Genomic DNA, 15,962 nt, shown 5'->3' on the forward strand with positions numbered 1-15,962 from the left:
CCCTCTATTTACTTGCGACGACGGACGATCATTTTGTCGGTACGCTTATTACCACGAGTCTTCGCGCCCTTAGTCGGGAAGCCCCATGGCGATACCGGATGACGACCACCAGAGGTACGACCTTCACCACCACCGTGTGGGTGGTCAACCGGGTTCATGGCAACACCACGAACGGTTGGGCGAACGCCACGCCAGCGTTTGGCACCAGCTTTACCCAGCGAACGCAGGCTGTGCTCGGAGTTCGAGACTTCGCCCAGGGTCGCGCGGCATTCAGCCAGCACTTTACGCATCTCACCAGAACGCAGACGCAGGGTCACGTAGACACCTTCACGAGCGATCAGCTGAGCCGAAGCACCAGCGGAACGAGCGATTTGCGCGCCTTTACCTGGCTTCAATTCGATGCCGTGTACGGTGCTACCAACTGGAATGTTGCGCAGTTGCAGAGCGTTGCCCGGCTTGATCGGCGCCAGGGCACCTGCGATCAGCTGGTCGCCAGCGCTCACGCCTTTAGGGGCGATGATGTAGCGACGCTCGCCATCTGCGTACAGCAGCAGAGCGATGTGAGCAGTACGGTTTGGATCGTATTCGATACGCTCGACAGTGGCAGCGATGCCATCTTTGTCGTTGCGACGGAAGTCGACCAGACGATAATGCTGCTTATGGCCACCACCGATGTGACGAGTGGTAATACGACCATTGTTGTTACGACCACCAGACTTCGATTTTTTCTCGAGCAGCGGTGCGTGAGGAGCGCCTTTATGCAGCTCCTGGTTGACCACCTTGACCACAAAACGGCGGCCAGGGGAAGTCGGTTTGCATTTAACGATTGCCATGATGCACCCCTTCCTTACTCAGCACTGCTGCTGAAATCGAGATCTTGGCCTGGCTGAAGGGAGATAACTGCCTTCTTCCAGTCATTACGCTTGCCCAGACCGCGAGCAGTGCGCTTGCTCTTACCCAGAACATTCAGGGTAGTAACACGCTCTACTTTCACGCTGAACAGGCTTTCGACGGCCTTCTTGATTTCCAGCTTGGTTGCGTCAGTTGCAACCTTGAAAACGAACTGGCCTTTCTTGTCAGCCAGAACCGTAGCCTTTTCGGAAACGTGCGGGCCAAGCAGAACTTTAAATACGCGTTCCTGGTTCATCCCAGCAGCTCCTCGAATTTCTTCACGGCCGACACGGTGATCAACACCTTGTCGTATGCGATCAGACTAACTGGATCGGAACCTTGCACGTCACGGACATCAACGTGTGGCAGGTTGCGAGCAGCCAGGTACAGGTTCTGATCAACAGCTTCCGACACGATCAAAACGTCGGTCAGGCTCATGTTGTTCAGTTTGCCCAGCAGATCTTTGGTTTTCGGGCTTTCAACAGCGAAGTCCTGAACCACGACCAGACGGTCAGTACGCACGAGTTCAGCAAGAATGGAGCGCAGAGCTGCGCGGTACATCTTCTTGTTGAGCTTCTGCGAGTGATCCTGCGGACGAGCTGCGAAAGTGGTACCGCCGCCACGCCAGATTGGGCTACGGATAGTACCGGCACGAGCACGGCCAGTACCTTTCTGACGCCAAGGGCGCTTACCGCCACCACGCACGTCGGAACGGGTCTTTTGCTGCTTGCTACCTTGACGGCCGCCGGCCATGTAGGCCACGACTGCTTGGTGAACCAGCGTCTCGTTGAATTCGCCGCCAAATGTCAGTTCGGAAACTTCGATCGCTTGAGCGTCATTTACATTTAATTGCATGTCAGCTTCCCCTTAACCGCGAGCCTTGGCCGCTGGACGTACAACCAGGTTGCCGCCAGTAGCGCCAGGAACAGCACCCTTGACCAACAACAGATTGCGTTCAGCGTCGACGCGCACTACTTCGAGGGACTGCACGGTCACGCGCTCAGCGCCCATATGACCGGACATTTTTTTGCCCTTGAATACACGACCAGGAGTCTGGCACTGGCCAATAGAGCCCGGGACGCGGTGGGAAACGGAGTTACCGTGAGTGTTGTCTTGGCCACGGAAATTCCAACGCTTGATCGTACCCTGGAAGCCTTTACCTTTGGACTGACCGGTTACATCAACCAGTTGACCAGCAGCGAAGATTTCAGCGTTGATCAGATCGCCAGCCTGGTAGTCGCCGTCTTCAAGACGGAACTCCATAACAGTGCGACCAGCTGCAACGTTTGCTTTAGCGAAGTGGCCTGCTTGAGCAGCAGTCACACGCGAAGCACGACGCTCGCCGACAGTGACTTGCACTGCACGATAGCCATCGGTTTCTTCAGTTTTGAACTGGGTGACGCGATTCGGCTCGATCTCAATGACCGTGACCGGAATGGAGACACCTTCTTCGGTGAAAATACGGGTCATACCGCATTTACGACCGACTACACCAATAGTCATGTTGTAAACCTCATGAGTGTACGGGGCTTTCACCCGCTATGGCCGCCCATTTCAGAGCGTTACACGACTAAGACCCGAGTCTTAGCCGAGGCTGATCTGTACTTCCACACCGGCCGCCAGATCGAGCTTCATAAGTGCATCAACGGTTTTATCCGTTGGCTGGACGATGTCCAGTACGCGCTTATGAGTACGGATCTCGTACTGGTCACGCGCGTCTTTGTTGACGTGCGGGGAGACCAGAACGGTGAACCGCTCTTTACGGGTAGGCAGTGGAATTGGACCACGCACTTGTGCACCAGTACGTTTCGCGGTTTCCACGATTTCCTGGGTGGATTGGTCGATCAGGCGATGGTCAAAAGCCTTCAACCTGATACGGATTTGCTGATTTTGCATTGGATTTCAGACTCCGGCTGCTATTCCCAGCGAGCGCAATACGCCCGTTAAAAGGAGGCGCAATTCTATAGACGGCCCTGATAGGTGTCAACCCAATAAAAAAGGCCCCCGCTGAGCGGGGGCCTTTTCAAAACATCAGAGCTATCTCAGAAGAGATAATTACTCGATGATTTTAGCTACAACGCCAGCACCAACGGTACGGCCGCCTTCACGGATTGCGAAACGCAGACCGTCTTCCATAGCGATGGTTTTGATCAGGGTGACAACCATTTTGATGTTGTCGCCTGGCATTACCATTTCTACGCCTTCCGGCAGTTCGCAGTTACCAGTTACGTCGGTAGTACGGAAGTAGAACTGTGGACGGTAGCCTTTGAAGAACGGAGTGTGACGACCGCCTTCTTCTTTGCTCAGCACGTACACTTCAGCTTCGAACTTGGTGTGCGGCTTAACCGAACCTGGCTTGACCAGAACCTGACCACGCTCAACGTCGTCACGCTTGGTACCACGCAGCAGAACGCCGCAGTTCTCGCCAGCACGACCTTCGTCGAGCAGTTTACGGAACATTTCAACACCGGTGCAGGTGGTGACGGTAGTGTCACGCAGACCAACGATTTCCAGTGGATCTTGAACCTTGACGATACCGCGCTCGATACGACCAGTTACAACAGTACCGCGACCGGAGATCGAGAATACGTCTTCGATTGGCATCAGGAACGGCTTGTCGATAACACGGACTGGATCTGGGATGTAGCTGTCCAGAGTCTCAACCAGTTTACGAACGGACGTGGTGCCCATTTCGTTGTCGTCTTTGCCTTCCAGAGCCATACGAGCAGAACCGATGATGATCGGAGTGTCGTCGCCTGGGAAGTCGTAAGTGCTCAGCAGATCGCGCACTTCCATCTCAACCAGCTCCAGCAGCTCGGCGTCGTCTACCAGGTCAGCCTTGTTCAGGTAAACCACGATGTACGGAACACCTACCTGACGGGACAGCAGGATGTGCTCACGGGTTTGTGGCATCGGACCATCAGCGGCCGAGCAAACCAGGATAGCGCCGTCCATTTGAGCAGCACCGGTGATCATGTTCTTCACATAGTCAGCGTGACCTGGGCAGTCAACGTGAGCGTAGTGACGGATCAGCGAGTTGTATTCAACGTGCGCGGTGTTGATGGTGATACCACGAGCTTTTTCTTCTGGTGCGCTGTCGATTTTATCGAAATCAACGATTGCGGAACCGAAAACTTCGGAGCAAACGCGAGTCAGAGCAGCAGTCAGAGTGGTTTTACCGTGGTCAACGTGACCGATGGTGCCAACGTTGACGTGCGGTAGGGAACGATCAAATTTTTCTTTAGCCACGACAATTAACTCCTTGCCTAAAGGACTGAATCAGCCTTGTTTTTTGGATACAGTTTCAGCGATGTGCGCCGGAGCTGTGTTGTATTTTTTGAATTCCATAGAGTAGCTTGCGCGACCCTGGGACATGGAGCGAACGTCGGTCGCATAACCGAACATCTCACCCAACGGAACCTCGGCGCGAATCACTTTGCCGGAAACCGTGTCCTCCATACCCAAGATCATGCCGCGACGACGGTTCAGGTCGCCCATGACATCACCCATATAGTCTTCAGGTGTAACAACTTCTACCGCCATGATTGGCTCAAGCAACTCACCACCGCCCTTCTGGGCCAGTTGCTTGGTTGCCATGGAAGCAGCCACCTTGAACGCCATCTCGTTGGAGTCGACGTCGTGGTAAGAACCGTCAAAAACGGTTGCTTTCAGGCCGATCAGCGGATAGCCGGCAACAACACCGTTCTTCATCTGCTCTTCGATACCCTTCTGGATAGCAGGGATGTATTCCTTAGGAACCACACCACCCACTACTTCGTTCACGAATTGCAGACCCTCCTGACCTTCGTCAGCAGGAGCAAAACGGATCCAGCAGTGACCGAACTGACCACGACCGCCGGACTGACGAACGAACTTGCCTTCGATTTCACAGTTCTTCGTGATGCGCTCACGATAGGAAACCTGAGGCTTACCGATGTTGGCTTCGACGTTGAACTCACGGCGCATCCGGTCAACCAGGATGTCCAGGTGCAGCTCGCCCATGCCGGAGATGATCGTTTGACCAGTCTCTTCATCAGTCTTGACGCGGAAAGATGGATCTTCCTGAGCAAGCTTGCCCAGAGCGATACCCATTTTTTCCTGGTCATCCTTGGTCTTAGGCTCTACGGCAACCGAAATAACCGGCTCCGGGAAGTCCATGCGAACCAGGATGATTGGCTTGGCAGCGTCGCACAAAGTCTCACCCGTGGTGACGTCCTTCATGCCGATCAGGGCCGCGATGTCACCAGCGCGCACTTCCTTGATCTCTTCACGGGCGTTTGCGTGCATTTGCACCATACGACCCACGCGCTCTTTCTTGCCTTTAACCGAGTTGATCACGCCGTCGCCGGAGGCCAACACGCCCGAGTAAACACGGACGAAGGTCAAAGTACCCACGAATGGGTCGGTTGCGATCTTGAACGCCAGAGCCGAGAACGGCTCGCTGTCATCGGCGTGACGCTCCATTTCTTCTTCCTCGTTATCAGGATTGGTACCCTTGATAGCAGGAATGTCGGTTGGAGCCGGCAGGTAGTCGATAACGGCGTCGAGAACCAGGGGAACACCCTTGTTCTTGAAGGAAGAACCGCAAACAGCCAGGACGATCTCACCAGCGATAGTACGCTGACGCAGAGCAGCCTTGATTTCCACGTTGGTGAGTTCTTCACCTTCGAGGTACTTGTTCATCAGCTCTTCGCTGGCTTCGGCCGCAGCCTCCACCATGTTGTTGCGCCACTCGTCAGCCAGTTCCTGCAACTCTGCAGGGATAGGCTTGCGAACAGGAACCATACCTTTGTCGGAATCATTCCAGTAAACAGCTTCCATGTTGATCAGATCAATCTGACCCTGGAAGTTATCTTCGGAACCGATAGCCAATTGGATTGGCACCGGGGTGTGACCCAGACGCTGCTTGATCTGACCGATCACGCGCAGGAAGTTGGCACCAGCACGGTCCATCTTGTTTACGTAAACAAGACGTGGAACGCCGTACTTGTTGGCTTGACGCCATACGGTTTCCGACTGAGGCTCAACACCCGAGGTACCGCAGAACACAACGACAGCGCCGTCGAGTACGCGCAGGGAACGTTCAACTTCAATGGTGAAGTCTACGTGGCCCGGGGTATCGATTACGTTGAAACGGTGCTCGTCTTTGTACTGCTTCTCGGAACCTTTCCAGAAGGCGGTAATAGCAGCAGAAGTAATGGTAATACCACGCTCCTGCTCCTGAACCATCCAGTCTGTGGTCGCGGCGCCATCATGCACCTCGCCCATTTTGTGACTTTTGCCGGTGTAAAACAGTACGCGCTCGGTGGTGGTGGTTTTACCAGCATCCACGTGAGCAACGATACCGATGTTACGGTAGCGGCTAATCGGAGTAGTACGAGCCATAAAGCCCTCGCAAAATTAGTGAAGCTAAGATTAGAAGCGGTAGTGCGAGAAAGCTTTGTTAGCTTCAGCCATACGGTGCACGTCTTCACGCTTCTTAACAGCAGCACCTTTACCTTCAGCAGCGTCCAACAGCTCGCCGGCCAAACGCAGAGCCATAGACTTCTCGCCGCGCTTACGGGCGAAGTCTACCAACCAGCGCATTGCCAGAGCGTTACGACGGGACGGGCGAACTTCGACCGGAACCTGGTAAGTAGCACCGCCTACACGGCGCGACTTCACTTCGACCAGCGGAGCGATGGCGTCGAGAGCTTTCTCGAAGATTTCCAGGGGATCGCTGTTCTTGCGTTCTTTAACCTTCTCCAGCGCGCCATAAACGATACGCTCGGCAACGGCTTTCTTGCCGCTTTCCATCACGTGGTTCATGAACTTGGCCAGGATTTGGCTTCCGTATTTTGGATCGTCAAGCACTTCGCGCTTGGCTGCTACGCGTCTTCTTGGCATGGATAAGCCCTCAAACGGTCTTCAGGTTCGCTCGGAATCGGTGCCCTTTCGGGACGCCTCCGACCTTACTCTTATCGACTCAGAAAATAAGATGATTCAGTGTTACAAAAAGCCGCTACTACTTAGGCTTCTTGGTACCGTACTTCGAACGACCCTGGTTACGACCTTTAACGCCGGAAGTATCCAAGGAGCCGCGTACGGTGTGGTAACGAACACCTGGCAAGTCTTTTACACGACCGCCGCGGATCAGTACCACGCTGTGCTCTTGCAGGTTGTGACCTTCACCACCGATGTACGAGGAAACCTCGAAACCGTTGGTCAGGCGCACACGGCATACTTTACGCAGTGCCGAGTTAGGTTTTTTCGGCGTAGTGGTATACACGCGAGTGCATACGCCACGACGTTGCGGGCAGTTCTGCAGCGCAGGCACGTCGGATTTCTCGACGATACGCTTACGCGGCTGACGTACCAGCTGGTTGATAGTTGCCATCTACTAGCTCCACTGTTGTCTTGCGACGCTATTGTCTTGCAAGAAAAGCAAAATGGCAGGAACGAATTCCCGCCAAATTTAGGGGTACAAGAGTCTAAAGAGGATCTTGCCCCCAGTCAAGGCAAGGCCCCGACATCCCCACTCACCGAACCGGGGCAAAAATGCCTCGATCCGACGAATGGGGCTGCCGGGGCCCAGACTTATCTAGTGCAGAACTCAGTTACCGCTGGAGTTCAGCGCTTCGGTCAGTGCAGCTTCCACTTCACTGGCGCTTACGCGCAACGGCTTGTCAGCATCACGGCGACGCTTACGCTCGCTGTGGTAAGCCAAACCGGTACCGGCTGGGATCAGACGACCCACAACCACGTTTTCTTTCAGGCCGCGCAGGTAATCGCGCTTGCCGGTTACCGCTGCTTCGGTCAGTACGCGGGTGGTCTCCTGGAAGGAAGCCGCCGAGATGAACGATTCAGTCGACAACGACGCCTTGGTGATACCCAGTAGCACGCGAGTGAACTTGGACACGAATTTGTCTTCGGTCGCCAAGCGCTCGTTTTCCACCAGTACGTGAGTCAATTCCATCTGGTCGCCCTTGATGAAACTGGAATCGCCGGATTCAGCGATTTCAACTTTACGCAGCATCTGACGCAGGATGGTCTCGATGTGCTTATCGTTGATCTTCACGCCTTGCAGGCGGTAAACGTCCTGGATCTCGTTAACGATGTACTTGGCCAGTGCACTCACACCCAACAGACGCAGGATGTCGTGCGGATCACTTGGACCGTCAGAGATAACTTCGCCGCGGTTTACCTGTTCGCCTTCGAAGACGTTCAGGTGACGCCACTTCGGAATCAGCTCTTCGTACGGATCGCTACCGTCGTTCGGGGTAATGACCAGACGGCGCTTGCCCTTGGTCTCCTTACCGAACGCGATGGTGCCGCTGACTTCAGCCAGAATCGACGCTTCTTTTGGACGACGAGCTTCGAACAAGTCAGCAACACGCGGCAGACCACCGGTGATGTCACGGGTTTTCGAAGTTTCTTGCGGGATACGCGCGATAACATCACCGATCGCGATCTTCGCACCATCCGCTACACCGACCAGGGCGTTGGCTGGCAGGAAGTACTGAGCGATTACGTCAGTGCCTGGCAGCAACAGATCCTTGCCGTTGTCATCAACCATCTTCACGGCAGGACGGATGTCCTTGCCAGCAGCTGGACGATCTTTGGCGTCGAGTACTTCAATGTTGGTCATACCGGTCAATTCGTCAGTCTGACGTTTGATCGTGATGCCTTCTTCCATGCCCACGTAGGTCACGGTACCTTTCATTTCGGTAACGATTGGGTGAGTGTGCGGATCCCACTTGGCCACGATTGCGCCAGCGTCGACCTTGTCACCTTCTTTAACCGAAATAACAGCACCGTACGGCAGCTTGTAACGCTCACGCTCACGACCGTAGTCATCAGCGATTGCCAGCTCACCGGAACGAGACACAGCAACCAGGTGGCCATCCACTCGCTCAACGTGTTTCAGGTTGTGCAGACGGACAGTACCGCCATTCTTCACCTGAACGCTATCAGCTGCGGAGGTCCGGCTTGCCGCACCACCGATGTGGAATGTACGCATGGTCAGCTGGGTACCCGGCTCACCGATGGACTGGGCAGCGATAACGCCGACCGCTTCACCGATGTTCACCTGGTGACCACGAGCCAAGTCACGGCCGTAGCACTTGGCGCAAATGCCGTAGCGGGTTTCGCAGCTGATCGGCGAGCGAACGATCACTTCGTCGATGCTGTTGAGTTCGATGAACTCGACCCACTTCTCATCTACCAAGGTGCCGGCAGGAACGATGACTTCCTCAGTACCTGGCTTGAATACGTCACGGGCAATAACACGACCCAATACGCGCTCACCCAACGGCTCTACAACGTCACCGCCTTCAATGTGCGGCGTCATCAGCAGGCCGTGCTCGGTGCCGCAATCGATCTCGGTTACAACCAGATCTTGTGCAACGTCTACCAGACGGCGAGTCAGGTAACCGGAGTTAGCGGTTTTCAACGCGGTATCCGCAAGACCCTTACGAGCACCGTGAGTCGAGATGAAGTACTGAAGTACGCTCAAACCTTCACGGAAGTTCGCAGTGATCGGCGTTTCGATGATAGAACCGTCCGGCTTGGCCATCAGGCCACGCATACCGGCGAGCTGACGGATCTGCGCAGCAGAACCCCGTGCGCCCGAGTCGGCCATCATGTACATCGAGTTAAAGGACTCTTGGTCAACTTCGTCGCCGTGACGGTCGATGACTTTCTCTTTCGAGAGGTTGGCCATCATCGCCTTGGAAACTTCGTCGTTAGCCTTCGACCAAAGGTCGATTACCTTGTTGTACTTCTCACCCTGGGTTACCAGGCCGGAGGCGTACTGGCTTTCGATCTCTTTCACTTCATCAGTAGCAGCACTGATGATGCGGGCTTTTTCATCCGGGATAACGAAGTCGTTAACACCGATGGAAACGCCGGAAATAGTCGAATAGGCAAAACCGGTGTACATCAACTGGTCAGCGAAGATCACGGTCTCTTTCAAACCAACCACGCGGTAGCACTGGTTGATCAGCTTGGAGATCGCCTTCTTCTTCATCGGCAGGTTGACGACGTCGTACGACAGACCTTTTGGCACAACCTGGTACAACAACGCACGACCGACAGTAGTGTCGACAATACGAGTGTTGCTCACGCTGCCGCCATCACGATCGTTGACGGTTTCGTTGATCCGCACTTTGACCTTGGCGTGCAGTGCGGCTTCGCCGGCACGGAACACACGGTCAACTTCTTGCAGGTCAGCGAACACACGACCTTCGCCCTTGGCGTTGATCGCTTCACGCGTCATGTAGTACAGACCCAATACAACGTCCTGCGACGGAACGATGATTGGCTCACCGTTGGCTGGCGACAGAATGTTGTTGGTGGACATCATCAACGCACGCGCTTCCAACTGGGCTTCCAGTGTCAGCGGTACGTGCACGGCCATTTGGTCGCCGTCGAAGTCGGCGTTGTACGCAGCACAGACCAACGGGTGCAGCTGGATAGCCTTACCTTCGATCAATACCGGTTCAAACGCCTGGATACCCAGACGGTGAAGGGTCGGTGCACGGTTGAGGAGAACCGGGTGTTCGCGGATCACTTCGGCGAGAACGTCCCAGACCTCTGGCAGTTCGCGCTCGACCATTTTCTTGGCCGCTTTGATGGTGGTCGCGAGACCGCGCATTTCCAGCTTGCCGAAAATGAATGGCTTGAACAGCTCAAGTGCCATCTTCTTAGGCAGACCGCACTGGTGCAGACGCAGGGTCGGACCTACGGTAATTACCGAACGACCGGAGTAGTCAACACGCTTACCGAGCAAGTTCTGACGGAAACGACCTTGCTTACCCTTGATCATGTCAGCCAGGGATTTCAGAGGACGCTTGTTCGAACCGGTGATAGCACGGCCACGACGACCGTTGTCGAGCAAGGCATCGACAGCTTCTTGCAACATACGCTTTTCGTTGCGCACGATGATGTCCGGAGCGGACAGATCAAGCAGGCGCTTCAAGCGGTTGTTACGGTTGATCACGCGACGGTACAGGTCGTTGAGGTCGGAAGTCGCGAAACGACCACCATCCAACGGTACCAACGGACGCAGGTCTGGCGGCAGAACCGGCAGAACGGTCAGCACCATCCACTCTGGCAAGTTGCCGGAACCCTGGAAGGCTTCCATCAACTTCAGACGCTTGGACAGTTTCTTGATCTTGGTTTCGGAGTTGGTTTGCGGAATCTCTTCACGCAGACGGCCAATCTCGTGCTCCAGGTCGATAGCGTGCAGCAGTTCGCGGACAGCTTCGGCCCCCATACGGGCATCAAAATCGTCGCCGAACTCTTCCAACGCTTCGAAGTACTGCTCGTCGTTCAGCAACTGACCTTTTTCAAGGGTGGTCATGCCTGGATCGATAACGACATAGCTCTCGAAGTAGAGAACACGTTCGATATCACGCAGGGTCATGTCCATCAGCAAGCCGATACGGGACGGCAGCGATTTCAGGAACCAGATATGGGCAACCGGCGAAGCCAGTTCGATGTGCGCCATGCGCTCACGACGAACCTTGGCCAGCGCCACTTCAACGCCGCACTTCTCGCAGATCACACCACGGTGCTTCAAGCGCTTGTACTTACCGCACAGGCACTCGTAATCCTTTACCGGGCCAAAGATCTTGGCGCAGAACAGGCCGTCACGCTCAGGTTTGAACGTACGGTAGTTGATGGTTTCCGGCTTTTTAACTTCACCGAACGACCACGAACGGATCATCTCAGGCGATGCCAACCCAATACGGATGGCGTCGAACTCTTCGACTTGACCCTGGTTTTTCAGCAAATTCAGTAGGTCTTTCAAGGCCTTTCCTCCTGGCGGAGCAGAGAGCGGGCATCACTGCCACGCTCTCGATTCGCGTCACGTGTTATTCGGTTTCCAGATCGATATCGATGCCGAGGGAACGAATTTCTTTGATCAACACGTTGAAGGACTCGGGCATGCCCGGCTCCATACGGTGATCGCCGTCCACGATGTTTTTGTACATCTTGGTCCGACCGTTCACATCGTCCGACTTCACTGTGAGCATTTCTTGCAGAGTGTAAGCAGCACCGTATGCTTCCAGTGCCCAGACCTCCATCTCCCCGAAACGCTGACCACCGAACTGAGCCTTACCACCCAGCGGCTGCTGGGTAACCAGGCTGTACGAACCGGTAGAACGCGCGTGCATCTTGTCGTCTACCAAGTGGTTCAGCTTCAGCATGTACATGTAGCCAACAGTAACCGGGCGCTCGAACTTGTTGCCGGTACGGCCGTCGAACAGCTGCATCTGGCCGCTTTCTGGCAGATCTGCCAGTTTGAGCATGGCCTTGATTTCGCTTTCCTTGGCACCGTCGAACACCGGGGTAGCCATTGGAACGCCGCCGCGCAGGTTCTTCGCCAGATCCAGAATTTCCTGGTCGGAGAAGGTGTCCAGCTCTTCGTTGCGACCGCCGATCTCGTTGTAGATCTCGTGCAGGAACTTACGCAGGTCAGCGACCTTGCGCTGCTCTTCGATCATACGGTTGATCTTCTCGCCCAGACCTTTGGCCGCGAGGCCCAGGTGGGTTTCAAGGATCTGACCAACGTTCATACGCGAAGGTACGCCCAATGGGTTGAGGACGACGTCGACCGGGGTGCCATTGGCATCGTGCGGCATGTCTTCAACCGGCATGATCACGGAGACCACACCCTTGTTACCGTGACGACCGGCCATCTTGTCGCCCGGCTGGATGCGGCGACGGATTGCCAGGTAAACCTTGACGATTTTCAGCACACCTGGAGCCAGGTCATCGCCCTGCTGCAGTTTGCGCTTCTTGTCTTCGAACTTGTCGTCCAGCAGACGGCGGCGATCAACGATGTAGGCCTGGGCTTTCTCGAGCTGCTCGTTCAGAGCATCTTCAGCCATGCGCAGCTTGAACCACTGGCCGTGCTCAAGACCGTCGAGGATTTCGTCGGTGATATCCTGACCTTTCTTCAGACCTGCGCCGCCTTCAGCCTTGTGGCCTACCAGAGCGGAACGCAGACGCTCGAAGGTCGCGCCTTCAACGATACGGAACTCTTCGTTCAGGTCCTTGCGGATCTCGTCGAGCTGGGTCTTCTCAATGGACAGTGCACGAGCATCACGCTCAACGCCGTCACGGGTGAAGACCTGTACGTCGATGACAGTACCTTTGGTACCGGTAGGTACACGCAGGGAGGTGTCTTTAACGTCGCTGGCTTTTTCACCGAAGATGGCACGCAGCAGTTTTTCTTCCGGGGTCAGTTGGGTCTCGCCTTTCGGAGTGACCTTACCGACCAGGATGTCGCCTGCGCCTACTTCAGCACCTACGTAAACGATACCGGCTTCGTCCAGTTTGTTCAGTGCAGCTTCACCCACGTTCGGGATGTCTGCAGTGATTTCCTCTGGGCCAAGCTTGGTGTCACGGGCCACACAGGTCAGTTCCTGAATGTGGATCGTGGTGAAGCGGTCTTCTTGAACGACACGCTCGGACAGGCAGATGGAGTCTTCGAAGTTGAAGCCGTTCCATGCCATGAACGCGATGCGCATGTTCTGACCCAGTGCCAGTTCACCCATGTCGGTGGACGGGCCGTCGGCCATGATATCGCTACGCTGAACGCGATCACCCTTGCTCACCAGCGGACGCTGGTTGATGCAGGTGTTCTGGTTCGAACGGGTGTATTTGGTCAGGTTGTAGATGTCGACACCGGCTTCGCCAGTTTCAACTTCGTCATCGGCAACACGAACCACGATACGGCTGGCATCAACGGAGTCAATTACGCCGCCACGGCGAGCCACGACGCAAACGCCGGAGTCACGGGCTACGTTACGCTCCATGCCGGTACCTACCAGCGGCTTGTCAGCGCGCAGGGTCGGTACAGCTTGACGCTGCATGTTGGAACCCATCAACGCACGGTTGGCGTCATCGTGTTCCAGGAACGGGATCAGCGACGCTGCTACCGAAACTACCTGCTTCGGCGAAACGTCCATCAAGGTGACGTCTTCCGGCGCCTTGACAGTGAACTCGTTCAAGTGACGAACAGCTACCAGCTCGTCGATCAGGACTTTCTTGTCGTTCATCGTGGCCGAAGCCTGAGCGATCACGTGATCAGCTTCTTCAATGGCGGACAGGAACACGATCTCGTCGGTGACCAGGGCGTCTTTCACCACGCGGTACGGGCTCTCGAGGAAGCCATACTGGTTGGTGCGCGCATAGGCAGCCAGGGAGTTGATCAGACCGATGTTCGGACCTTCCGGCGTTTCGATCGGGCAAACACGACCGTAGTGCGTCGGGTGTACGTCACGCACTTCAAAGCCTGCACGCTCACGGGTCAGACCGCCTGGGCCCAGTGCAGAAACACGGCGCTTGTGGGTGATCTCGGAGAGCGGGTTGTTCTGGTCCATGAACTGGGAAAGCTGGCTGGAACCGAAGAACTCTTTCACCGCCGCAGCCACTGGCTTGGCGTTGATCAGGTCTTGCGGCATCAGGCCTTCGCTTTCAGCCATCGACAGACGCTCTTTGACCGCACGCTCAACACGCACCAGGCCAACGCGGAACTGGTTCTCGGCCATTTCGCCTACGCAGCGAACACGACGGTTACCCAGGTGGTCGATGTCATCGACGATGCCTTTACCGTTACGGATGTCGACCAGGGTCTTCAGTACCGCGACGATGTCTTCCTTGCACAGCACGCCCGAACCTTCGATTTCGGTACGACCGATACGACGGTTGAACTTCATCCGGCCGACCGCAGACAGGTCATAGCGCTCAGGGCTGAAGAACAGGTTGTTGAACAGGGTCTCGGCAGCGTCTTTGGTTGGTGGCTCACCAGGACGCATCATGCGATAGATCTCGACCAGCGCTTCCAATTGGTTGCTGGTGGAGTCGATCTTCAGAGTGTCGGAGATGAACGGACCGCAGTCGATGTCGTTGGTATACAGGGTCTCGATGCGAACGACCTGAGCCTTGGCGATTTTGGCCAGGATCTCGGTGTTCAGCTCGGTGTTGCACTCAGCCAGGATTTCGCCTGTAGCCGGGTGGACGATGACCTTGGCGGTGGTGCGACCCAGGACGTATTCCAAAGGAACGTCGAGCGACTTGATACCGGCTTTTTCGATCTGGTTGATGTGGCGCGCCGTGATACGACGACCCGCTTCAACGATGACCTTGCCTTTCTCATCCTGGATGTCCAGGACAGCAATTTCACCACGCAAACGCGATGCGATCAGTTCCAGGCTGAGGGTTTCATCCTTCAGGCTGAATACGTTAGTGGTGTAGAAGGCGTCCAGCACTTGCTCGGTGGTGTAACCGAGCGCGCGCAGCAGTACCGAGGCCGGCAGCTTGCGACGACGGTCGATACGCACGAACACGCAGTCTTTCGGGTCGAACTCGAAGTCCAACCACGAACCACGGTACGGAATGATCCGCGCGGAGTACAGGAGCTTGCCGGAGCTGTGCGTCTTGCCGCGGTCGTGGTCGAAGAACACGCCCGGGGAACGGTGCAGCTGGGAAACGATTACACGCTCGGTACCGTTGATAACGAAGGTACCGTTCTCGGTCATCAATGGGATTTCGCCCATGTAGACTTCTTGCTCTTTGATGTCCTTGATCGCTTTGTTCGACGATTCTTTGTCGAAAATGATCAGGCGCACTTTTACCCGCAAAGGTACGGCGTAAGTAACACCGCGCAACACGCATTCTTTGACATCAAATGCCGGTTCGCCCAGGCGATAACCGACGTACTCCAGCGCAGCATTGCCGGAGTAGCTGATGATCGGGAAAACGGATTTGAAGGCCGCATGCAGGCCCACGTCGCGGAACTGATCTTTGGTCGCTCCCGCCTGCAAGAATTCACGATACGAATCCAGCTGGATAGCCAGAAGGTACGGGACATCCATGACGTCCGGCAACTTGCTAAAGTCCTTGCGGATACGTTTTTTCTCAGTATATGAGTAAGCCATCAGCGTTCCCCAGCTTGGTCACCTGCTTGTTTGGCCCCTCCGACGGGAGCAGCCAGAAAATCTTGCAAACCCCATGGTTTGCACCACCGCATCGGGTGGTTACAGCGCGTTATTGGCGGCGACCGAGTCGACAGCCAAGAA

Annotated in this window: 11 protein-coding genes; all 11 read right to left on the reverse strand. The window is 55.5% G+C overall.

Annotated elements, in window-relative coordinates; genetic code table 11:
- Positions 1-8: 8 nt before the first annotated feature.
- The 11 genes from rplB to rpoB all read right to left on the reverse strand — a co-directional run bounded on the left by rplB (position 9) and on the right by rpoB (position 15,821).
- Positions 9-833 (reverse strand): 50S ribosomal protein L2, encoded by an 825-nt coding sequence (rplB, locus tag BLR69_RS18315; RefSeq protein ID WP_003186055.1) that lies wholly within the window; start codon positions 831-833, stop codon positions 9-11.
- A gap of 14 nt (positions 834-847) precedes the next feature.
- The gene (gene rplW, locus BLR69_RS18320; RefSeq protein ID WP_002555488.1) at positions 848-1,147 is read right to left on the reverse strand and encodes a 50S ribosomal protein L23; all 300 of its coding nucleotides are present in this window, start codon (positions 1,145-1,147) and stop codon (positions 848-850) included.
- Entirely contained in the window at positions 1,144-1,746 is a 603-nt protein-coding gene (rplD, locus tag BLR69_RS18325) for a 50S ribosomal protein L4 (RefSeq protein WP_003176424.1), read from the reverse strand. Before rplD ends, rplW begins: the two co-directional genes overlap by 4 nt.
- 12 nt (positions 1,747-1,758) lie before the next feature.
- Positions 1,759-2,394, reverse strand: coding sequence for a 50S ribosomal protein L3 (rplC, locus tag BLR69_RS18330; protein WP_003194649.1), 636 nt, complete (start codon positions 2,392-2,394; stop codon positions 1,759-1,761).
- A gap of 81 nt (positions 2,395-2,475) precedes the next feature.
- The gene (gene rpsJ / locus BLR69_RS18335; RefSeq protein ID WP_003186070.1) at positions 2,476-2,787 is read right to left on the reverse strand and encodes a 30S ribosomal protein S10; all 312 of its coding nucleotides are present in this window, start codon (positions 2,785-2,787) and stop codon (positions 2,476-2,478) included.
- A gap of 159 nt (positions 2,788-2,946) precedes the next feature.
- The gene (gene tuf, locus BLR69_RS18340; RefSeq protein ID WP_003176426.1) at positions 2,947-4,140 is read right to left on the reverse strand and encodes an elongation factor Tu; all 1,194 of its coding nucleotides are present in this window, start codon (positions 4,138-4,140) and stop codon (positions 2,947-2,949) included.
- 30 nt (positions 4,141-4,170) lie between these two features.
- Complete coding sequence (gene fusA, locus BLR69_RS18345) at positions 4,171-6,276, reverse strand: elongation factor G (RefSeq protein ID WP_010206921.1); 2,106 nt, start codon at positions 6,274-6,276, stop codon at positions 4,171-4,173.
- Between the two features lie 30 nt (positions 6,277-6,306).
- Positions 6,307-6,777 carry a 30S ribosomal protein S7 gene (gene rpsG, locus BLR69_RS18350; protein WP_002555493.1) on the reverse strand — a complete coding sequence of 157 codons (471 nt, stop codon included), beginning with the start codon at positions 6,775-6,777 and terminating at the stop codon, positions 6,307-6,309.
- Between the two features lie 118 nt (positions 6,778-6,895).
- Positions 6,896-7,267, reverse strand: a complete 372-nt coding sequence (gene rpsL, locus BLR69_RS18355; protein ID WP_002555494.1) for a 30S ribosomal protein S12 — start codon at positions 7,265-7,267, stop codon at positions 6,896-6,898.
- 216 nt (positions 7,268-7,483) lie between these two features.
- Positions 7,484-11,683 carry a DNA-directed RNA polymerase subunit beta' gene (rpoC, locus tag BLR69_RS18360; RefSeq protein WP_058424562.1) on the reverse strand — a complete coding sequence of 1,400 codons (4,200 nt, stop codon included), beginning with the start codon at positions 11,681-11,683 and terminating at the stop codon, positions 7,484-7,486.
- Positions 11,684-11,747: 64 nt separating this feature from the next.
- The gene (gene rpoB / locus BLR69_RS18365) at positions 11,748-15,821 is read right to left on the reverse strand and encodes a DNA-directed RNA polymerase subunit beta (protein WP_071493735.1); all 4,074 of its coding nucleotides are present in this window, start codon (positions 15,819-15,821) and stop codon (positions 11,748-11,750) included.
- Positions 15,822-15,962: the final 141 nt, after the last annotated feature.

The organism is Pseudomonas azotoformans, from assembly GCF_900103345.1.
Lineage (GTDB): Bacteria > Pseudomonadota > Gammaproteobacteria > Pseudomonadales > Pseudomonadaceae > Aquipseudomonas > Aquipseudomonas azotoformans.

Coding starts and splice junctions, on each gene's coding strand:
- rplB (WP_003186055.1), bottom strand. CDS start 833: ATGGCAATCGTTAAATGCAAACCGACTTCCCCTGGCCGCCGTTTTGTG.
- rplW (WP_002555488.1), bottom strand. CDS start 1,147: ATGAACCAGGAACGCGTATTTAAAGTTCTGCTTGGCCCGCACGTTTCC.
- rplD (WP_003176424.1), bottom strand. CDS start 1,746: ATGCAATTAAATGTAAATGACGCTCAAGCGATCGAAGTTTCCGAACTG.
- rplC (WP_003194649.1), bottom strand. CDS start 2,394: ATGACTATTGGTGTAGTCGGTCGTAAATGCGGTATGACCCGTATTTTC.
- rpsJ (WP_003186070.1), bottom strand. CDS start 2,787: ATGCAAAATCAGCAAATCCGTATCAGGTTGAAGGCTTTTGACCATCGC.
- fusA (WP_010206921.1), bottom strand. CDS start 6,276: ATGGCTCGTACTACTCCGATTAGCCGCTACCGTAACATCGGTATCGTT.
- rpsG (WP_002555493.1), bottom strand. CDS start 6,777: ATGCCAAGAAGACGCGTAGCAGCCAAGCGCGAAGTGCTTGACGATCCA.
- rpsL (WP_002555494.1), bottom strand. CDS start 7,267: ATGGCAACTATCAACCAGCTGGTACGTCAGCCGCGTAAGCGTATCGTC.
- rpoB (WP_071493735.1), bottom strand. CDS start 15,821: ATGGCTTACTCATATACTGAGAAAAAACGTATCCGCAAGGACTTTAGC.